The organism is Nocardioides sp. FY1077, assembly GCF_058681775.1.
Map to the genome: position 1 here is coordinate 585,495 of NZ_JBZWDB010000001.1, position 19,980 is coordinate 605,474.

General features: G+C 75.1%; 19 protein-coding genes. 5 read left to right on the forward strand and 14 right to left on the reverse strand.

The window, feature by feature from the left end:
• Positions 1-26: 26 nt before the first annotated feature.
• Positions 27-515: a glutathione peroxidase gene (locus tag AC4OR8_RS02775; protein WP_492164045.1), complete on the forward strand. Its 489-nt coding sequence runs from the start codon at positions 27-29 to the stop codon at positions 513-515.
• Between the two features lie 221 nt (positions 516-736).
• Here the strand turns inward: AC4OR8_RS02775 and AC4OR8_RS02780 are convergent, their stop codons facing one another.
• Positions 737-2,047 (reverse strand): hypothetical protein, encoded by a 1,311-nt coding sequence (locus tag AC4OR8_RS02780; RefSeq protein ID WP_492164046.1) that lies wholly within the window; start codon positions 2,045-2,047, stop codon positions 737-739.
• A gap of 68 nt (positions 2,048-2,115) precedes the next feature.
• A complete protein-coding gene (locus tag AC4OR8_RS02785; protein WP_492164047.1) occupies positions 2,116-2,982 on the reverse strand; it encodes an LLM class flavin-dependent oxidoreductase in 867 nt (288 codons plus the stop codon).
• A 121-nt stretch (positions 2,983-3,103) separates the two neighbouring features.
• Between AC4OR8_RS02785 and AC4OR8_RS02790 the strand changes: the two genes are divergently transcribed.
• Positions 3,104-3,382, forward strand: a complete 279-nt coding sequence (locus tag AC4OR8_RS02790) for a hypothetical protein (RefSeq protein ID WP_492164048.1) — start codon at positions 3,104-3,106, stop codon at positions 3,380-3,382.
• A gap of 182 nt (positions 3,383-3,564) precedes the next feature.
• On the opposite strand, the gene AC4OR8_RS02795 is transcribed toward AC4OR8_RS02790, so the two are convergent.
• The 6 genes from AC4OR8_RS02795 to AC4OR8_RS02820 form a co-directional block, all read right to left on the reverse strand.
• Positions 3,565-4,911 carry an FAD-dependent oxidoreductase gene (locus tag AC4OR8_RS02795; RefSeq protein WP_492164049.1) on the reverse strand — a complete coding sequence of 449 codons (1,347 nt, stop codon included), beginning with the start codon at positions 4,909-4,911 and terminating at the stop codon, positions 3,565-3,567.
• Between the two features lie 195 nt (positions 4,912-5,106).
• Positions 5,107-5,814 (reverse strand): hypothetical protein, encoded by a 708-nt coding sequence (locus tag AC4OR8_RS02800; protein WP_492164050.1) that lies wholly within the window; start codon positions 5,812-5,814, stop codon positions 5,107-5,109.
• Positions 5,815-5,845: 31 nt separating this feature from the next.
• On the reverse strand, positions 5,846-7,957 hold the full coding sequence (locus AC4OR8_RS02805; RefSeq protein ID WP_492164051.1) for a RecQ family ATP-dependent DNA helicase: 2,112 nt from the start codon (positions 7,955-7,957) through the stop codon (positions 5,846-5,848).
• A 79-nt stretch (positions 7,958-8,036) separates the two neighbouring features.
• A complete protein-coding gene (locus tag AC4OR8_RS02810) occupies positions 8,037-8,318 on the reverse strand; it encodes a DUF2470 domain-containing protein (protein WP_492164052.1) in 282 nt (93 codons plus the stop codon).
• The gene (locus AC4OR8_RS02815) at positions 8,315-10,234 is read right to left on the reverse strand and encodes a M13 family metallopeptidase (protein ID WP_492164464.1); all 1,920 of its coding nucleotides are present in this window, start codon (positions 10,232-10,234) and stop codon (positions 8,315-8,317) included. Before AC4OR8_RS02815 ends, AC4OR8_RS02810 begins: the two co-directional genes overlap by 4 nt.
• Before the next feature lie 119 nt (positions 10,235-10,353).
• Positions 10,354-10,716 (reverse strand): hypothetical protein, encoded by a 363-nt coding sequence (locus tag AC4OR8_RS02820; protein ID WP_492164053.1) that lies wholly within the window; start codon positions 10,714-10,716, stop codon positions 10,354-10,356.
• A 40-nt stretch (positions 10,717-10,756) separates the two neighbouring features.
• Between AC4OR8_RS02820 and AC4OR8_RS02825 the strand changes: the two genes are divergently transcribed.
• A complete protein-coding gene (locus AC4OR8_RS02825; protein WP_492164054.1) occupies positions 10,757-11,053 on the forward strand; it encodes a putative quinol monooxygenase in 297 nt (98 codons plus the stop codon).
• Between the two features lie 116 nt (positions 11,054-11,169).
• Here the strand turns inward: AC4OR8_RS02825 and AC4OR8_RS02830 are convergent, their stop codons facing one another.
• Together AC4OR8_RS02830 and AC4OR8_RS02835 are read right to left on the reverse strand one after the other, a co-directional pair.
• Entirely contained in the window at positions 11,170-12,024 is an 855-nt protein-coding gene (locus AC4OR8_RS02830; protein ID WP_492164055.1) for a 2-phosphosulfolactate phosphatase, read from the reverse strand.
• A complete protein-coding gene (locus AC4OR8_RS02835) occupies positions 12,021-12,986 on the reverse strand; it encodes an NADPH:quinone oxidoreductase family protein (RefSeq protein WP_492164056.1) in 966 nt (321 codons plus the stop codon). The genes AC4OR8_RS02830 and AC4OR8_RS02835 overlap by 4 nt, the downstream gene beginning before the upstream one ends.
• 47 nt (positions 12,987-13,033) lie before the next feature.
• Here AC4OR8_RS02835 and AC4OR8_RS02840 point away from each other — a divergent pair, with 47 nt between their 5' ends.
• Complete coding sequence (locus AC4OR8_RS02840; RefSeq protein ID WP_492164057.1) at positions 13,034-13,894, forward strand: alpha/beta hydrolase fold domain-containing protein; 861 nt, start codon at positions 13,034-13,036, stop codon at positions 13,892-13,894.
• Here AC4OR8_RS02840 and AC4OR8_RS02845 read toward each other — a convergent pair.
• Entirely contained in the window at positions 13,881-15,173 is a 1,293-nt protein-coding gene (locus tag AC4OR8_RS02845) for a M15 family metallopeptidase (RefSeq protein ID WP_492164058.1), read from the reverse strand. The two genes, AC4OR8_RS02840 and AC4OR8_RS02845, sit on opposite strands and share 14 nt — an antisense overlap.
• A 101-nt stretch (positions 15,174-15,274) precedes the next feature.
• Positions 15,275-16,678 carry an MFS transporter gene (locus AC4OR8_RS02850; protein ID WP_492164059.1) on the reverse strand — a complete coding sequence of 468 codons (1,404 nt, stop codon included), beginning with the start codon at positions 16,676-16,678 and terminating at the stop codon, positions 15,275-15,277.
• A 24-nt stretch (positions 16,679-16,702) separates the two neighbouring features.
• Here AC4OR8_RS02850 and AC4OR8_RS02855 point away from each other — a divergent pair, with 24 nt between their 5' ends.
• Positions 16,703-17,566, forward strand: a complete 864-nt coding sequence (locus tag AC4OR8_RS02855; protein WP_492164060.1) for a GTP-binding protein LepA — start codon at positions 16,703-16,705, stop codon at positions 17,564-17,566.
• A gap of 10 nt (positions 17,567-17,576) precedes the next feature.
• Here the strand turns inward: AC4OR8_RS02855 and AC4OR8_RS02860 are convergent, their stop codons facing one another.
• Positions 17,577-18,203 (reverse strand): TetR family transcriptional regulator, encoded by a 627-nt coding sequence (locus AC4OR8_RS02860; RefSeq protein ID WP_492164061.1) that lies wholly within the window; start codon positions 18,201-18,203, stop codon positions 17,577-17,579.
• Between the two features lie 114 nt (positions 18,204-18,317).
• On the reverse strand, positions 18,318-19,835 hold the full coding sequence (locus AC4OR8_RS02865) for a fatty acid desaturase (protein WP_492164062.1): 1,518 nt from the start codon (positions 19,833-19,835) through the stop codon (positions 18,318-18,320).
• Between the last annotated feature and the right edge of the window lie 145 nt (positions 19,836-19,980).

Consider the following 19,980-nt stretch of genomic DNA (forward strand, 5'->3'; position numbering starts at 1 on the left):
TCCCGGGGCCGCCGTACGCTCCTGGCATGAGCATCCTCGACGCCCCGATCGCCCGCCTCGACGGCACCCCGACGACCCTCGGTGAGATCACCGGCGGGCGTCCCGCGCTGCTGGTGAACGTGGCCAGCCGCTGCGGCCTGACCCCGCAGTACGCCGGTCTCGAGCGGCTCCACGAGGAGATGGCGCCCCACGGGTTCACCGTGGTCGGCGTGCCGTGCAACCAGTTCATGGGCCAGGAGCCCGGCACGGCCGAGGAGATCGAGGAGTTCTGCTCCGCCACCTACGGCGTCACCTTCCCGATGACCGAGAAGGTCGAGGTGAACGGCGAGCACCGCCACCCCGTGTACGCCGACCTCGTGGGCACCCCCGACGAGAACGGCGAGGCCGGCGACGTGTCGTGGAACTTCGAGAAGTTTCTGGTGGCCGCCGACGGCACCGTCGTCGCCCGCTTCGGCCCGCGCGTCGAGCCCGACGACCCCCGCCTCGTCGACGCGGTGCGGGCCACGGCTTCCTGACCATAGGGCGACACGAGCCGATTCGGCCCCGTGGGCGCTCGTCGGGCGCGATTGCGCTGACCGTGCGGGTCGTTACTCGCAGCGGCGGCCACCCGGCTGCGGTGTGCGCCCCTTGAGCGGCTGCCTCGGCCCGAGCCACAGCGTGCGGGTGCGGGTGCGGACGACGACGCCCCGGCCTCCTCCTCGGGAGCCGGGGCGTCGTGCGTGGCCAGGCGGTGGGGTCAGGCGGGCGGACCGGCCGGGGGCGGCCCCCAGGGCGGCTGCTGGCCCGGCTGCTGAGAGGACTGCTGCTGGATCGGCTGGGTGGGCGGCGCGGGCGGACGCACCTGGGTGCGTCCCTCGACAGCACCGGACGGCGTCCCGGCCGGCGCGCCGGCGGGCGGGCCCCAGGCAGCGGGCTGGTCCTGCGGGTGGCCGGCGTGGTGCACCGGGTCGGGGGTCGACCGGCGGGCGCCGCCGCGGCCGCCGCGCGACTGCAGCGCGCGGAAGGCGGCGAGGAGCAGCAGGGCGCCCCCGAGGACGCCGATCACCAGGGCCCACCACGTCGGGTGGTCGACGGTGAGCACGACCGTGACCAGGGGCGTGACGACCACGGCGAGGGCGACGACCAGGATGCGGAAGCCGACGTGCCGGGTGAGCGCGGCGCACGCCGTCCAGCCCAGCACCAGCAGCAGCGAGAGCCCGAGGATGGTCCACGCGTCGCCCTCGTACCCCTCGAACCGCCCGGGCCGCGAGCCGCCCGGGCCGGAGTCGATCCCGGCGAAGGCCGCCTCGATGGCGCCGACGACCGCGACCGTGCCGGTGAGCAGCGCGAAGCCGAGCACGGTGAGGGCACCGACCACGACGCCGCTGAGCACGCGGGTGGGCAGGAGCCAGCCGCCCGCGGTGACCAGCACCGCGAAGACGACCAGGGCGACGGCCGGGCCGACGACGCCGAGGTCGTCGGCGGCCTCCGAGGTGCCGAGGAGGTCGTCGACCAGCTGGCCGTAGACGAGGAAGAGCCCCAGGATCGCGGTCACCACGAACGGGGGTCGCCGCGTCAGCACGTAGCCGCCGACCGACAGTGCGACCACGGCCAGGCCCGCCACGTAGAAGGTCGCGTCGCTGTCGTCGAGGGCCACGGCGAGCATCAGCCCGACGGCCAGGGCGCCGAAGGCACCGGGCCAGCCCACGAGGTCCTGGCGGTCCTCGTGACGCTCGCGGGCACTGCCGGCCAGCACGACGCCGATCGCGGCCACGCCGAGCAACCCGGCGGTGGCCAGCAGGCCCACGACGTAGTTGGACCAGTCGAGCTCGCCGTCGAAGCGGGAGTAGACGGCCGAGAGCACCACGGCGGTGGCCAGCAGCGCGACGCCGAGCGCCACCACGGCGCGGTCGACGTCGAGGGGCCCGCCGTCGGTGAGGCGGCCCAGGGGGCCGGACGCGCGACGCGACGTGCTGTTCGTGCCGCTGTGCGTGACGGGGTCGCCGTGGGGGGCGGGGCGCGGAGGCGGCGGGGGGAAGGCTCCGCCGGGCGGAGGGGACTGGGTCATGACCGCACCCTAGGGGTCTCTTTACCCGCCCGTGGCGCAACGACGCCCCGGGGCCCGACCCGGGCCGGTCAGCCGCGCAGGGTCGGCAGCAGGTCGGCGGCCACCTGCTCGAGCACCGCCACGTCGCCGGCGTACGGGCCGTCGGGGCGTGGCCAGTGGGTGATCACGTCGGTGAAGCCCAGCGCGTCGGCCCGCCCGGTCATCTCGGCGAAGACCTCGGCGCTGGCCAGGCTGAACTGCGGGGCGGAGTCGAGGTTGAGGTAGCGCGGGAACGCCGCCGGGTCGCGCCCGCCGTCGACCAGGGCCCCCTCGAGGGTCTGCCGCGCACGGTCGAGCCCGGTCCACCACTCCTCGAGGGTGTCGACGCGGGGGCCGGTGGTGACCCAGGCGTCACCGGTGCGGGCGGCGAAGCGCAGCGAGCGCGGGCCGTTGGCGGCCACCACCAGCGGTACGCCGCGCAGCGCCGGCAGCGTGCGGGCGTCGCGGGCGGAGAACCAGCGCCCGTCGGAGTCGACGTGGTCCTCGGCGCGGAGCCGCACCAGCAGCTCGACGAACTCCTGGAACCGGTCGACGCGCTCGCGCGTGGTGAGGTCGGCCTCGCCGAGGATGCGGGAGTCGAGGTCACCGCCGGTGCCGACGCCGAGCAGGAACCGGCCGCCCGAGACGTCGTCGAGCGACTGCACGTCGCGGTGCAGCACGTAGGGGTGACGGAAGTTCGGCGACGACACGAACGTGCCGAGGCCGATGCGCTCGGTGACGGTGGCCGCGGCGGTGAGGGTCGGCGTGGTGCCGTACCAGGGCGACTCGGGCAGGCCGCCCCACACCAGGTGGTCGTAGGTCCAGGCGTGGTCGAAGCCCATGGCCTCGGCCGCCTCCCAGCGCGGGCGCAGCTCGCGCCAGGGCAGCTCGGGCAGGATCGTGAGTCCGAAGCGCATGCCGCGACTCTAGGCCGCGCACCGCCCGGACGTCGGCCGGGCGTCGGGTCGGCGTCGGGTCGGCGGCGCGGGGTGGGCCGACTGTCGGTGCCGCGCCGTAGGCTCCGGGCGTGAGCCGACGATGAGCAAGATGGACGCCCTGCGCGCGATGCGCGAGGCCCGCTACGAGCAGATGACCAAGGCGCCGACGACCGCGCCGCGCCGCGCGCAGGTGGCGCCCGACGCCTCCTCGACGACCCCGGCACGTGCTGCGCGCCCGGCTGCGAAGCGTGCCGCTCCCGCCGAGGCCCCGGCAGCCGAGCCCGGCGCCGCCGAGGCGCTCTGCGGACACCGCAACATGGGCGGACGCACCTGCACCCGCGAGCTGGGCCACACCGCGAAGAGCCACCGCTACTCCTGAGCGCACGGTGCCCTCGGGCCGGTCGCGCTTGCGGCTGTGCCCCGGCCGTCGACGAGCGGCAGGGCTGTCGTCGAGCAGCGCTGTCGGTCCCGAGGGTCTCGATACGCTCGCTGGCGCTCGCTACTCGACCGACGAAGAGCCCGTGTCGCTCGACGCGACGGGGAGACTGCCTCCGGTGAGGGTCAGCCGCGGGAGATGCGGAGCATCTCCTCGCGCGGCACGACCTTGACGCGCTCGCGGCCGGCGGGGCCGCCGAGGGAGACCTCGTGGGCGTCGAGGCGGGTCCAGCCCTCCCACGTGGTGGGCTCGGCGCCGCGCTCGGCGAGCCGGGCCAGCACGGCCTCGTCGTCGTCGCCCGCCGCCGGGGGCGGCAGCTTGTCGAGGTCGGCCAGCAGGCTGGTCACGGTCTCGTTGGCGTCGGACTTGGTGTGGCCGATCAGGCCCACGGGGCCGCGCTTGACCCAGCCGGTGGTGTAGACGCCCGGGAGGGGGAAGCCCTCGCCGTCGAGCACCCGGCCCGCGTCGTTGGGCAGCACGCCGCGCGACTCGTCGAAGGGCAGGCCCGGCAGGTTCGAGGAGCGGTAGCCGACCGCGCGGTAGACCGCCTGCACCGGGTGGTCGACGAACTCGCCGGTGCCGCGGGCGTTGCCGGTGCCGTCCATCTCGGTCTTCTCGGTGCGGATGCCGACGACCTTGCCGTCCTCGCCGAGCACCTCGACGGGGTTCTGGCACATGTGGATGTGGATGCGGTGGGGCGCGCCGGTGGGCTCGGCCTCGAGGTACTTCAGCAGCGTGTCGACCACCAGGCGGGTGCCCTTGTTGCTGCTGATGCGCGACTGGCCGTCGTCGTCGATCTGGAAGCCCTCCTCCTCGACGAGCACGTCGATGCTCGGGGAGTGCGAGAGCTCACGCAGCTCCATCGGGGAGAACTTGATCTCGGCCGGGCCGCGGCGCGCGAAGACGTGGACGTCGGTGGCGCGGTTGGCCTTCAGGCCCTGGTAGACGTTGTCGGCGATCTCGGTGGTGAGCTGCTCGTCGGCCGGCTTGGCCAGCATGCGCGCGACGTCGAGCGCCACGTTGCCCGCACCGACGACCGCGACCTGCTCGGCGTCGAGGGGCCACTCGGTGGCCACGTCAGGGTGCCCGGCGTACCAGCTGACGAAGTCGGCCGCGCCGTGGCTGCCCGCGAGGTCGATGCCGGGGATGTCGAGGGCGCGGTCGCTCATCGCGCCGGTGGAGAACACCACGGCGTCGTAGTGCTCGCGCAGGTCGTCGAGGGTGAGGTCGGTGCCGTAGTCAACGTTGCCGAGGAAGCGGATGCCGTCACGGTCGAGCACCCGGCGCAGCGCCTTGATGATCTCCTTGATGCGCGGGTGGTCGGGAGCCACGCCGTAGCGCACCAGGCCGTACGGAGCGGGGAGGCGGTCGAACACGTCGACGCGGGCCTCGGGGTGCTCCTTGGTCAGGATGTCGGCGGCGTAGATCCCGGCAGGACCGGCGCCGATGACGGCGACACGGATCTTCCTCATGCTCACTCCTACAGCTGCTCGACGAACGGCGGGGGCGGCGCCGCGGTGGGCGGCGTGCCGGCTCACGTCCAGCGTGCCCGACACTTGGTGCACCCAGTAGTGAGCACAACGCTGTGACGCCACAGGACGTTCCTGTGGCGCGTGTGGTCTGCGCCACGTCGAGCCGCCGCCGCCGACGGCCGCGACGGGTCGAGGCTAGCCGCCGTACTGCTCGATCCACACGTCGTCGCCGATCGCGTCGCCAGCCTCGGCGTAGGACGCGCTGGTGCGGAACCCGACCGCGGGGTCGGCGGCGAGCGCCAGCAGGTCGTCGGCGAACGGCCGCAGGTCGCCGAGCTCGTCGCCGACCATCGGCCCGTAGGCGAGCACCACCACGACGTGGTCGTCGTGGCGCGCGGCGGCCGTCAGCCCGCCGGGGTCCTCCTCGGGGTGGCCCGCCGACCAGGTCAGCACGGTGGCAGGCCCGTCACCGCCGCCCTCCTCGCACCCCGTGGCCTCGGCGCCGAGCGCGGAGCACCCCAGGTCGTCGAAGGTGTCCACCTCCTCGTCGAGGCCGGCGAGGCCGTCGGCGACGACGACCCGCACGTGGGTCGGGTCGCCGCTGGGCCGGGGGAAGGCGACCTCCACCGCCAGGGACCCACGGGGCACGTCGTCGCGGGGGGCGAGCGGAGCCGCCGCGGAGGCCGTCTCGCCGACGTGGTCGATCGTCGCCGCCGCCAGCGACCGGTGCGTCGCCTCCACGGCGGTCGGGTCGCCGTCGCCGTCGCCGGCGGGCTCACCGGCGCACCCGGCCAGCCCCGCCAGCCCGAGCAGACCGGCGAGCAGCGCCGCGGCCGGGCCGAGGGTCGAGGACGCCACGGCTGCTCCCGACCGACCGCGACCGCCGCTGCCGTCACGCCTCATGTCTGCACCGTAGCGAGTCGCGGGCCGCCGGTCAGGACTCCGCGGCGAGCACCAGCGGGTGGACGGCGGTGGCACCGGCCGCGCGGACGGCGCGGGCGGCGAGGGTGAGGCTCCAGCCGGTGGCGACCCGGTCGTCGACCAGCAGCACCGAGCGACCCTCGAGCGCCCCGGGCTCGGCCTCGAGCGCGCTGCGCCGCCCGACGGCGGCCACCCGCTGCGCGGAGTTCATCGCGCCGCGCCCCGGAGGCACGTCGGGGTCGACGACGGCCCAGCGCCCGAGCACCGGCACCCGGAGGTAGCGCGAGAGCCCGTCGGCGAGGTCGGCGGTGAGGGTGGGCCGGCTGACCGACTCGACCACCACGATCGCGTCCACGCCCGGCTGCCAGTCGCCGAGCACCTCCACCACGGCGCGCACCAGCGGCACCGGCACCGGTCCGTCGGGCGTCTCGGGACGGAACAGCTCGCGCAGGGCCTGGCCGTAGCCGAGGTCGGTGAGCCGGGCCACCGCGCGGCCCTCGGCCGCGACGTCGGTGATCTTGCCCTTCAGGTCGATGCCGAGCCGGTCCATCCCGGTGGGCCACATCTTGCGCGGCGCCACCGGCACCCCCGGGCGGGCCAGCCGGGCCTGTGCCTCCTCGACGGCCGCGGCCGAGACGTCGGTGGACAGGTCGAGCCCGCCGCAGGTGTCGCAGCGGCCGCAGGGCTCGGCGGCGGGGTCGTCGAGCTGGTCGCGCAGGAACCACATGCGGCAGCGGTCGGTGTCGAGGTAGTCGAGCATGGCGCGCTGCTCGCGCTCCCGGGCCTCGCGCACCCGGGCGTAGCGCTCCTCGTCGTAGGTCCACGACCGCCCCGTCGACTCCCAGCCGCCGCGCACCCGGCGCACGGCGCCGTCGACGTCGAGCACCTTGAGCATCGTCTCGAGCCGGGTGCGGTTGAGCTCGACCCGGGTCTCCAGCGCCGCGGTGCTCATCGGGCGCCCCTCCTCGGCGAGCACCTCGAGGGTCTGGCGCACGAGCTCCTCGCGCGGGAAGGCCAACGAGGCGAAGTAGGCCCAGATGTCGCGGTCCTCGACGGCGGGCAGCAGCACCACGGTGGCCTCGGCGGTGCCGCGCCCGGCACGACCCACCTGCTGGTAGTACGACACCGGCGACGACGGGGCGCCCATGTTGACCACGAAGCCGAGGGTGGCGTCGAAACCCATGCCGAGCGCGCTGGTGGCCACCAGCGCCTTGACCCGGCCCGCGATCAGGTCGGCCTCGAGGGCCTGGCGCTCGGTGGGCTCGGTCTGCCCGGAGTAGGCGGCGACGTCGTGGCCGCGCGAGCGCAGGTAGTCGGCGATCTCCTGGGTGGCGGCGACGGTGAGGCAGTAGACGATGCCCGAGCCGGGCTGCTCGGCGAGGTGGTCGGCCAGCCAGGCCAGCCGCTGGTCGGCGGTCGGCAGCCGCACGACGCCGAGCCGCAGCGACTCGCGGTCGAGGGAGCCCCGCAGCACCAGGACGTCGCGGCCCAGCTGCTGCTGCACGTCCTCGGTGACGCGCTGGTTGGCGGTCGCGGTGGTGGCCAGCACGGGGATGCCCTCGGGCAGGTCGTCGAGCATCGTGCGGATGCGGCGGTAGTCGGGGCGGAAGTCGTGACCCCAGTCGGAGATGCAGTGGGCCTCGTCGACGACGAGCAGCCCCGCGGTGGCGGCCAGCCGGGGCAGCACCTCGTCACGGAAGCCGGGGTTGTTCAGCCGCTCCGGGCTGACCAGCAGGACGTCGACCTCGCCGGCGTTGATCGCGTCGTGGATGGGCTGCCAGTCGCCGATGTTGGTGGAGTTGATGGTGACCGCGCGGATGCCGGCGCGCTCGGCCGCCGCGATCTGGTTGCGCATCAACGCCAGCAGCGGACTCACGATCACCGTGGGGCCGGCGCCGCGGGCGCGCAGCAGCAGCGTGGAGACGAAGTAGACCGCCGACTTGCCCCAGCCGGTGCGCTGCACGACCAGCGCCCGGCGCCGGTGCACCGCCAGCGCCTCGATGGCCGACCACTGGTCCTCGCGCAGCACGGCGTCGTCGCGGCCCACCAGCGCCCGCAGGTGGGCCTCGGCCTCGGCGCGCACGGCGGCGGCATCGGCCTGGGTCGGGGCTGCGGTGGTGGTCATGCGCCCTGTCTACCAGCGCGCGCCGACGTCTGCGGCGGGGCCGTCCCCGTCGTCCACAGGCCGTCGCTGCCGGCCGCCGTCAGCCGCCGAGCGAGGCGCGCGCGGCGGCGTGCAGCGCTACCACGCCGCGGCGCAGGCCGGCCCGCTCGGTGACCGGCCCGTCGGGCCAGGCCACCCGCAGCGACGCCTCGCCCGTGGCGTCGACGACGTGCCAGGTGGCGCCGTGCTCGTCGACGCCGGTCATCTCGGCCGACGCCGCGGCGGGGTAGCCGTGGGCGCGCACGATGGTGAGGGAGTCCTCGGCGTGGTCGTCGTTCATGTGCGCCAGCACCGCCTCGACGACGTCGTCGGGGAAGGTCACCAGATCCGCACCCGCTCGGCCGGGTCGAGCCACAGCCCGTCGCCCTCGCGGGTGGCGAACACCTCGTGGAACTCGTCGAGGTTGCGCACGATGTTGGCGCGGAACTCCGGCGGGGAGTGCGGGTCGATGGTGAGGTACTGCCGCTCCTGCTCGACGCGGCGCTTGGTGCGCCACACGAACGCCCAGTTGAGGAACAGCTTCTCCCGGTCCTCGGTGCTGGCCGCGCCGTCGGTGGAGATGACGTAGGCCTTGTGGCCGATCGTCAGGCCTCCGAGGTCGCCGATGTTCTCCCCGACGGTCAGGGACCCGTTGACGCTCTCCCCCGGCAGGGCGCGCGGCTCGAAGACGTCGTACTGCTCGACCAGGGCCTTCGACTTCACCTCGAACGCCGACTTGTCGGCGGCGGTCCACCAGTCGTTGAGGTTGCCGGCGCCGTCGTACTGGGCGCCCTGGTCGTCGAAGCCGTGGCCGATCTCGTGGCCGATGACCGCGCCGATGCCGCCGTAGTTCTCCGCGGGCTCCGCGTCGGGGCTGAAGAACGGCTTCTGCAGGATGCCCGCGGGGAAGCAGATCTCGTTGGTGCCGGGGTTGTAGTAGGCGTTCACGGTCTGCGGCAGCATGAACCACTCGTCACGGTCGACGGGGCCGCCGAGCTTGCCGAGCTCGCGGTCGGTCTGGAACGCCGAGGCCGCGGCGACGTTGCCCATCAGGTCACCGGCCGTCACCTCGAGCGCGGAGTAGTCGCGGAACCGCTCGGGGTAGCCGATCTTGGGCCGGAAGGTGGCGAGCTTCTCGTAGGCGCGCTCCTTGGTCTCGTCGGTCATCCAGTCGAGCGCCGCGATGGACTCGCGGTAGGCGGCCAGCAGGTTGGCCACCAGGTCGTCCATCATCGCCTTCGACGCCGGCGGGAAGTGCCGGGCGACGTACTCCTTGCCGACGGCCTCGCCCAGCGCGCCCTCCACGAGCGCGATGCCCCGCTTCCAGCGCGCCCGCAGCTCGGGGGTGCCGTTGAGGGTGCGGCCGTAGAAGTCGAAGTTGGTCTCGACGAAGTCGTCGGTGAGGTAGGCCGCGGCCGAGCGCAGCACGTGGCTGAGCAGCCAGGCGCGCCACTGGTCGATGCCGACCTCGTCGAGCACCGTCGACAGGTGGCGGAAGAACGACGGCTGGCGCACGCACACCTCGGCCAGCACCCGCTCGCGGTCGATGCCGGGCCCGGCGAGGTTGGTGACGTAGGCGTCCCAGTCGAACGACGGGCACAGCGCGACCAGGTCGTCGTGGGTGAGCAGGTTGTAGGTCTTCTGCACGTCCCGGGTCTCCGCGCGCTCCCAGTGGCCCTTCGCGATGCGGGTGTCGATGTCGAGCACCGTCGCGGCGGCCTGCGCGGGGTCCTCGTGACCGCCGAGGCCGAGCAGGCGGGTCAGGTAGGCGACGTACTGCTCGCGGGTGGCGGCGTGCTTCTCCTCGCGGTAGTACGACTCGTCGGGCAGGCCGAGGCCGCCCTGACCGAGGTGGAACAGGTAGCGGTCGGAGTCGCGGCTGTCGGTGTCGACGTACGACCCGAACAGGCCGTGGCCGCCGATGCGCTCCAGCTCGCCGAGGAACGCCGCGAGGTCGCGCACGTCGCGCAGCCCGGCGACCGCGTCGACCAGCGGCTGCACCGGGCCGGTGCCGCGGGCCGCGATCGCCTCGGTGTCCATGAAGGAGGCGTACAGGTCGCCGATCTTGCGGGCGTCGTCGTCGCGGGGCTCGCCGGCGGCGAGCTCCTCCACGATCGCGCGCACGTGCTGCTCGGCGGCGTCGGCCAGCTGCACGAACGGCCCCCAGCTCGAGCGGTCGGCGGGGATCTCGGTCTCCGCGAGCCACCTGCCGTTGACGTGGCCGAACAGGTCGTCCTGGGGGCGGGTGTCGGGGTCCATGCCCTCGCGGGCGTCGTCGAGGATGCTCACCCGACCGACCCTAGCCCGCACCCGGAGGCCCGGGGGCGCCAGACCGGCGCCGGCCGGCGCCGGCCGGTGCTGGTCGGTGCTGGTCCGGGTCAGACGGCGTCGTCGATGGCGGCGCGCACCGACATGACCACGCTCTCGGGGCTCACGTCGTCGCGCACGGCGAGCTCGGCGACCAGGCGTCGCACCACCAGCATCACCCCGCCCATCAGCGGCGAGATGTCGAGCTCCACCTCCTGCTCCTCCTCGTCGAGCGCCAGCGAGATGGCCTCGATCTCGAGCAGGTGGGAGAAGGCGAGCTCCATCGGGTCGACGTCGGGGTCGACACCGCGCGCGTCGGCGGCGGTGACGCCGTCGAGGATGATGTGCCCGGCGCGACGTACGCGCTCCTCCTCGCCGAGGTCGGCCGGCGGTCGCGGCGCGTCGTGGTCGGGGTGCTGGTGCGCGTCGTCCATGACCCCATCATCTCCTGCGCGGGCCGCGTAGCGTCGACCCATGACCACCGAGCTGCACGTCGTCGCCACCATCCCCACCGACCCCGCCCACCGGGAGGCGGTGCAGGCCGGCCTCGCCGACCTGGTCGCCGCCACCCGGGCCGAGGAGGGGTGCGTGGGCTACACCGCCTACGAGTCGGGCGCGGTGCCGGGCGTGTTCGTCACCGTCGAGGCCTGGCGCAGCCAGGCCGACCTCGACGCCCACATGCGCAGCGACCACATCGCCCGCGCCTTCGAGGTGCTCGGCGCGGCGCTGGTCGGCGAGGTGGCCATCCACCCGCTCACGCCCCTCTCCTGACCCCTGCCCTTCCGCGCGGCCGGCCCCGCAGCCGTCCCCGCCGTCATCGGCTGTAACGCTCCCTTCGTCGCTCTGCTGCCCCGTCGTGACGGGGCAGCAGAGGGGCCAACTGCGCGTTACAGCCGCGGCGCGGCCGAGAAGGCGCCGTCGGTGAGCAGCGGGACGACGTCGTCGGCGTCGAGGTGGGCGGCCGCGGCGACGTCGTCGGGGAAGCCCTTGTCGACCAGCTCGCGGCCGCTGGCGCAGGCCGCCAGCGCAGCCGCCGGCCCGGCAGTGGCCCCGGCGGCCACCGCGCGCCAGGCGTCGCGGGCGGCGAGCGCCTCGGGCGAGAGGTCGTCGAGCAGGCCGGGCCGGTGGCCGAGCAGCGCGTCGAGCACGGCGCCCGCGCCCCAGAGGTCCTCGACCGCGGGCCGCAGCGACCCCTCGGGCCACCGCTCGCCCGCCGCGACCAGCGCCACCCGCGCACCGTCGTCCACCCGCCGCGCCAGCCACGCCGCCACCGCGGCGCGGGTGCGCAGGCCGGCACCCACCACGTCGACCACCGCCGAGCCACCCGAGCCACCCGAGCCGCCCGAGCCGTCGGCGAGCGCGGCGCACACGGTGGACCCGTTCGGCGAGGGCAGCACGAGTCGGCGCACGGCGGGCCCGGCGAGCAGCGAGACCGGCGACAGGCTCACCGCGCCCGGGTCCGCCCCGGGCCGGGCGGCCTCGAGGCGGCCCACCGCCAGCACGGCGTCGCGCTCGGCGGCGTACGCCGTGGCGCGCGCGTCGCGCCAGGCCAGCGGCCACACCGTGGCCCCGCGGGACACCGCGACGCCGAGCGTGGTGGTGAACGACAGCACGTCGACGACCACCGCCACGTCACCAGGCCCGAGGTCGGCGACCAGGGCGGCGGCGCCGGTGGGTCCCCACTCGAGCCGCACGGCGTGGCCGGCCTGCCGGTGGGCCGGCAGCGCGGGCTCCGGGGTCACCGGAGCCGGACCACCGACTTGCCCAGGGTGCGGCGCTCGTCCATGTCGACCAGGGCCCGGCCGAAGTCCTCGACACCGTAGGTCGCGCCGATCGGCGGCTTCACGACGCCGGAGGCCATCATCGGCTCGAGCGCGGCCCACTGCTGCTGCATGTAGCCGGGGCGCACCATCGCGTAGGCGCCCCAGCCGACGCCGCGCACGTCGGTGTTGTTGAGCAGCAGGCGGTTGACCTTGACCTGGGGGATGCCCTGCCCGGCGGCGAAGCCGACCACGAGCAGGCGGCCCTGCGGGGCCAGCGCGCGCAGCGAGTCGGTGAACACGTCGCCGCCGACCACGTCGACCACCACGTCGACCCCGCGGCCGTCGGTGAGGCCCAGGACGGCGTCCTTGAACCCGTCGAGCAGCACGACGTCGTCGGCGCCGGCGGCGCGGGCGACCTCGGCCTTGGCCTCGGTGGAGACCACCGCGACCGCGCGGGCGCCCATCCCGCGCGCCACCTGGATCGTGGCCGTGCCGACGCCTCCGGCGGCGCCGTGCACCAGCACGGTCTCCCCGGCCTGCAGGCCGCCGCGCTCGGCCAGGGCGAACTGGGCGGTGAGGTAGTTCATCGGCAGCGCCGCGCCCTCGTCGAAGGACAGCGCGTCGGGCAGCACGAAGGTGGCCTCGGCGGGGTTGACCACCCGCTCGGCCGCGCCGCCCCAGCCGCCGACGCCGGCGACGCGGGTGCCGGCGGGGTAGCCCTCCGGGCCGGAGACGACGACGCCGGCGAAGTCGACGCCGAGGGTGAACGGCGGCTCCGGCTTGAGCTGGTACTCCCCCCGGCTCAGCAGCAGGTCGGGGAACGACACCCCGACGCTGTGCACGTCCACCAGCACGTCGTCGGGGCCGGGCACCGGCTCCTCGACGTCGCGGACCTGCAGGTGGGTGGGACCGGTGGTGTCGACGACCTGGACTGCGCGCATGGGTGCACCGTAGCCATCCGGGCCGGTCGCCGCGACGAACGCCCACGGTGAGGCCCACCGACCGGTTGCAGGCGACGCTGATGCACGCCACGGCGCGCTTCACGGTGCGCTACGGCGACGACCTGCGCCTGGCCGGCACCGACCTCCCTCGGCCGCGGCGGCTGCGCGCCCCCACCCGGCACGGCACGGTGGGGGTGCTCGAGCACCTCCCACCGGGCGCCACCAGCGGCGCGGGCCCCGCCCACGTTCACCTGCACGGCGGTGCCTGGCTGATGCGCCACCCCGCGATGGACGACTGGTGGTGCCGCTACCTCGCCGCCACCGCCGGGGTGCGGGTGCTCGCGGTCGACTTCCGCACCGGCCCGTACGTCGCCTACCCGGTGGCGCAGGACCAGAGCCACGACGCCGCCGCGTGGGCGGCCCGCGACGGCGCCCCGGTGTCGGTGGGCGGCTTCTCCTCCGGAGGCGGGATGGCCGCGGCGGTGTGCCTGATGGCCCGCGACACCGGGTCGTTCGCCCCACGGCTGCAGGTGCTCGGCGTCCCGGCGCTCGACCTCGCCGACGACCCGCCGTCCGGGACGGGCGCGATCAGCCCGTCGCTGCGCGCGCTGGTGCGCCGGGTGTACTTCCCCGACCCCGCCACCCGCACCGAGCCGTACGCCTCCCCGCTGCGCGCACCCGACCTGACGGGCCTGCCTCCCGCGGTCGTGCTCACCGCCGAGCGCGACACGCTGCGCCGCGACGGCGACCGGTACGCCGAGCGGCTGCGCGCGGCCGGCGTACCGGTGGTGCACGACGTGACCCCGGGCGTCGACCACTACTTCCTCACCGAGGATCCCGTGCGGGCGCGCACCACGATGGCCCTGGTGGCCGCGGCGGTGAGCGAGGCGCTGGTCAGCCGGGGGTGACGATGCGGTCGGCCTCGAAGTGCATGGGGTCGGTGTAGCTCCAGTCGCCGCCCCAGGCGAAGCCCCACTTCTTGAAGATGTCGACGACGCCGCGGTCGATCTCGCCGACGGTGCCGCGCAGGTTGCCGGGCACGTTGAAGTCGAGCGCCAGGCCGAAGGAGTGGTTGGACAGCGTCGTGCTGCCGGCGATGAAGCGCGGGTAGTAGCAGCCGCCGTACTCACCGGGGTCGATCTCGTCGGCCAGCCCGCGCTCCACGACCTCGCGCAGGGCGGCGGTGAGCTGCGGCATGATCGCCTCGTTGCACCTCACCGAGCCCAGGATCGGCACGTCGGCGGTGACGATGTGGCTGGCCTCCCACGCCGGGTCGGCGGCGATGCGCCCCCCGCCGAGCACGGTGTAGTTGAAGGTGCCGACCGCGTCGGCCACCGCACCCACGACGAACGCCGTCTGGGTGGCGTCGATGTCGAGGCCGAGGGTGGCCACGGTGTCGAGGCGCTGGATCGAGGTCTTCTCGGGCAGCAGGTCCTGCAGCGGGGCGACCACCCGGTCGGGCGCCGTGGGGCCGGTGGACACCAGCAGCGCGTTGTCGGGCCGCACCCCCAGCTCGACGCCCCACTTCTCGTTCACCACGGCGTCGACGGCGTTGGCGATCTGCGGGGCGAAGGCGCCCACGTGCACCTTCTCCGACGTCTCGGCGCTGCCGAGCTTGAGGTAGCCGTCGGCGTCGGTGGGCAGCCGCTCCTCCAGGTCGGAGGCCACCGCCACCTCGCCCGCCGCGACCCGCTCCCACACCTCCTGGGCCTCCGGGCTGGGCTGGGCGGTCCAGGAGCGGTAGCTGGCGGGGTCGACGGCGGCGACGTTCAGCACCTGGCCCTCGATGCTGGCCTGCGCCAGCGAGAGCGTCTCGACCGAGACCACGCGGTCCATCGCGTCGATGGCCTCGATCGTGGCGGGGTCGATGGTGTCCTGGGCGACCACCAGGATGTCGGCGTACTCCGGGCGCCCGTCGAACTCACCGGGCGGCTCCACCGCGAGGTCGGGGTCGAGCGCCGGCACGGCGGTGGCCCCGTCGCCGGCCGACCCGCCGGCACCGCTGTCGCCGCTCCCACCGTTCGCGCCGCCCGCACCCGTCCCGCCGGGGCTGGCGCCACCGGACGCCGCGCCGGCGGTGGCCGGCCCACCGGCGGTGGTGCCGTCGTCGGTGCCGCACGCCGCGAGCAGCAGCGCGCCGGTCAGCGCGAGCGCCGCGGCACGGGCCGGGCGTCGAAGTCGGTGCATGGTGGTCCTCCCCTGGCCCCAGCGTAGGCGGGCGGGTGTGACGCCGCGCACGATCGCCCCTCCGCCAGCCCCGTGCGCCCCGCGCCGCCGACCGGAGGCGGTCAGCCCACCGGGTCGCGCAGCACGTCGGAGCGCACGGTGACCCACGACAGCACCCCGCCGACGACCAGCAGTCCCGCGCAGGCCACCATCGCCCGGCCGAACGCGGCGTCCAGGGCGGCGGGGTCGGCGTACTGCTCGCCGCCCAGGCCGACGGCCGCCGGGAGCGCGGCGACCGCGAGCAGCGAGCCCGCCCGTGCGACCGCGTTGGAGACCCCGCTGGCCACGCCGGCGTGCTCGTCGGGGGCGGCGGCGAGCACGGTGGCGGTGAGCGGGGCCACCAGCAGGGCCAGCCCGAGGCCGAAGACGGTGATGCCGGGCAGCACGCCGACGACGTACGGCGCCTCGCCCGCGCGCAGCATCAGCAGCACCCCCGCCGCCATCACCAGCGGACCGACGGTGAGCGGCAGGCGGGGACCGGTGCGGGCGCCGAGCGCACCGCCGCGCGCGGCCAGCAGCAGCATGCACACCGTCAGCGGCAGCGAGGCCAGGCCCGCGCCCAGAGCGCCGTAGCCGCCGACGGTCTGCAGCTGCAGGGTGAGGAAGAACGACATGGCCCCGAGCGCGCCGTAGACCAGCAGCGTCATCGCGTTGGCGGCGGCGAAGGTGCGGTCGGCGAACAGGCCGGGCTCGAGCATCGGGTAGCGCTCGCGGTGCTCGACGACGACGAACACCACGCCCGCGACGAGCCCGGTGACCCCGGCCCACGGCGCGACCGCGCTGCCCCACTCGATGAGGGCGTAGGTCACCCCCGCCAGCGCCAGCGTGGCCAGCGACGCCCCGAGCCAGTCGAGGTGGGGCGCGGCGTGCGGGTCGCGGGTGTCGGGCACGGCCCGGGCCAGCCACACCGTGACCGCGGCGAGCGGCAGGTTGACCAGGAACACCAGGCGCCAGTCGGCGTAGTCGACCAGCAGGCCGCCGATGAACGGCCCGCCGGCGGCGGCGACCGCGCCCAGCCCGGTCCAGGTGCCGATGGCGGCGGCGCGGTCGGCCGGGCGCAGCGCGCCCTGGATCATCGCCAGGCTGCCGGGGGTCAGCGCCGCCGCCGCCGCGCCCTGCACCACGCGGGCGGCGATCAGCACCTCCGGCGTCGGCGCCAGCCCGCACCCGAGGCTCGCGGCGGCGAAGCCGACGGTGCCCCACACGAAGACCCGGCGGCGCCCGAACCGGTCGCCCAGCGACCCCCCGAGGAGGATCAGGCTGGCCAGGGCGAGCAGGTAGGCGTTGGTGACCCACTGCAGCTGGGCCAGGCTGGCGTCGAGGTCCTCACCGATCGTGCGCAGCGCCACGTTGACGGCCGTGCCGTCGAGCATGGTGAGCCCCGAGCCCAGGACGGCGGCGGCCACGACCCGGCGTCCGGCGGTGCTGGTGAGCTCGACACCGCCCGGCGTGGGCATGGTGGTCATGGCTCCACCCTAGGGTGGGTGCCCGTGAGCACGACCCCGTCCGCGCAGCGCCTCGTCGACCACGTGGCCCGCCTCGGGGCCGAGCACCCGCCGATCGAGCTCTCGTCGGTCGACCACACCGTGCGGCGTCCCGACGAGGTGGCCCGACGCTTCGGCGGCGTCCTCGACTACCTCGCGCGCGTGGAGCTCGAGGTGGAGCGCAACGTGCTCGAGATCGCCGCGATGCTGCCCGACCCGCCCGAGATCGACGTCGTGTTCTTCCGCGACGTGTGGCACCCCCAGGAGACCCGGCACGGCCAGGTGCTCGACGAGGTGCAGGTCCGCCTGGGTCGCCCCCCGGCCACCCCCGACCGCGACTCGGTCGGCCTCAAGCTCAAGGTGCTGGGCGCGCTGGGTCACCACGCAGGGTTCCAGGACGTGTCGCGGATGCTCTACTACCTCACCGGCATGGCCACCGAGCGCTCCGCCGTGCTGGCCTACACGCTGCTGCACGACGGCGTCGTCGAGCTCGGCGAGACCGCGCTGGCGCGCACCGTGGTGGCCCCGATCCGCCGCCAGGAGCCGGGCCACTACGCCTTCTACCGGCTCTCGGCCACCGGCCTGTGGGCCGAGCTCGCCGGCTGGCAGCGCTGGCTGGTACGGCGGATGCGGTCGCTCTCCTTCGCCCCGGTCGGCGCCAACGACGACGCGCAGAAGGCCGACTTCGGCGACGTGATGACCGCGCTCGGCATCGCCGACGACCCCGACGACTTCGCCACCCAGGTCGCGCGCGTCGAGGCCGACCTGCTCTGGGCCCACCACCAGGGCCTGACCGTGCCGCCGTACGTCGTGCGTGCGTTCCGCGAGGCCGTCGCGCTGGCGCGGGCGCGCGAGGACCGCGGCGGCTGAGCCCGCCGGCTCAGCCGCGCAGCACGCGGTCGGCCAGCCAGGCGATCGCGTCGGCCGTGGCCTCGGGGCCGGCGCTGGGCGCCATCACGTGGCTGAGCACCACCCGCACCACCATGTCGATGGCGGCGTCGAGCTGGGCCGGGGCCAGGCCCGGGCCGTACGGCGGCAGCCGCTCGCCGACCACCGCCTTGGCCGCGGCGAGCAGGGAGTCGGCGTGGGTGGTGAGCAGCGGCAGCAGCTCGGTGTCGGCGCCGTGGGTGGCCGAGACCACCGCGTGCAGCAGGGGGTTGCCCTCGGCCGTGCGGAGCACCGCGAGGGCCGAGGCGCGGATCGCGGCGCCCAGGTCGTCGGGGTGGTCGTCGAAGGCGCGGGTGACCAGGCCGAGGAAGCGGTCGAGCTCGCGCAGGATCATCGCCTCGGCCAGGCCGGGCTTGCCGCCCACCTCGTTGTAGACCGTCTGCCGGCTCACCCCGACCCGGTCGGCGACCCGGGCCATCGTCACGTGGGCCCAGCCCACCTCCGAGGTCAGCGCCACGGCACCGGCGACGACGCGGTCGCGGGTGGTGACGGCTCCGGCGGCGGACCCGTCGGGCCCGTCGCCCACGTCGTCCCCGCCCCGCGCTGCCGCCGACTCCATGCCGGGGAGTCTAGGAACCGCGCCCCGGCGTGCCCCGTCCGGGCGCCCCGCGTGCGCGGCGGACGCCGACCGGCCGCTCGGCCCCCGAGGGGTTGGGGGCCGGGCGGCCGGGGCTCAGCCCGCCTCCGCCGTGGTCAGCGGGACGAAGTCGACCTTCTCGCGCACCCCGCAGTCGGGGCAGCACCAGTCGTCGGGGATGTCGGCCCAGGCGGTGCCGGCGGCGAAGCCCTCGAGCTCGTTGCCGGACACCACCTCGTAGGTGTGCCCGCACCCGGGGCACCGCGCCGCCAGCACCTCCGCGTCGGCGACCGCGCCGGGCAGGGCCGCAGCGGCGGCCGCCGCCTCGGCCTGCTCCGCGCGGGCGGCGTCGGAGGGGTAGCGCTGCAGGTAGCGGGTGCGGGAGCGGGGGTCGATGTTGGCCCGCGTCACGTCGCCGTCCACGTGGGCCAGCACCCGGGGGTCCATCACCCGCCGCCACAGCGGCGGCACGAGGGCGAGCACGATCATCCCGGCGTACCCGGTGGGGAGCACGGGGCTCTCCTCGAAGTCGCGCAGGGTCTGGTAGCGCCGGGTGGGGTTGGCGTGGTGGTCGCTGTGGCGCTGCAGGTGGTAGAGCAGCACGTTGGTGGCGATGTTGTTGGAGTTCCAGGAGTGCGACGGGTCGACGCGCTCGTAGCGCCGGCGCTCCCCCACGCCCACCTTCTGGCGCAGCATCCCGTAGTGCTCCATGTAGTTGACGACCTCGAGCAGGGTGAAGCCGACGACCGCCTGGAGCACCAGGAAGGGCAGCACCCCCCAGCCCAGCCACGCGACGACGGCGCCGAAGAGCACCACCGACATCACCCACGCGTTGAGCACGTCGTTGCGCAGGCGGAACGGGTGCTGCTTCTTGCGGGCGTAGCGGCGGCGCTCCAGGTTCCAGGCGCTGCGCACGCCACCGACGACGGTGCGCGGCCAGAACCGGTAGAAGCTCTCCCCGAGCCGCGACGACGCGGGGTCCTCCGGGGTGGCGACCCGCACGTGGTGACCGCGGTTGTGCTCGATGTAGAAGTGGCCGTAGAAGCTCTGCGCGAGCGCGACCTTGGAGAGCCAGCGCTCGTTCTCCTCGCGCTTGTGGCCCAGCTCGTGGGCGGTGTTGATGCCGATGCCCCCGATGCAGCCCAGCGTCACGGCGAGCCCGACCCGGTCGAGCGTCGTGAGCTCGCCCGGCCCGAAGGGCGCACCCTCGGCGATGACGTAGAAGGCGCCGACGAACCCGAGGTACTGGATCGGGAGGAAGAGGTAGGTGATCCACCGGTAGTACCGGTCCTGCTCCAGGGCCTCGATGACGTCGTCGGGCGGGTTGGTGCGGTCCAGGCCCGCCACCAGGTCGATGGCCGGCACGATGCCGAGCACGACGATCGGGCCCACCCACAGGAAGACCCCCAGGCCGGTGAGGCCCCACCCGCCCATCGCCACGAACGCCAGCGACGGCACGACCAGGCCGATCAGCCACAACCGGCGCTTGCCGTCGCGCCACTGCTCGGTGGAGCCGGCCGGCACGGTGCTGTGCGGCACCTGCTCCTGCGTCGCGCCGGGGGCAGGGACGGGGCCAGGGACGGGGGTGGCGGGGGTGGCGGGGGTGGCGGTCATCGCGTCGGCCTCCAGGTGAGTGACCCCGATCACCGACCGGGTTGACAGAACCGTACGGAATGTCAACCCGTTTGACAAGAGGCACCCGTTTGTCAAGTGACCCTCCCGGGGGAGCCGCCCGCCGCGCCCGACCGGCAGGATGTGC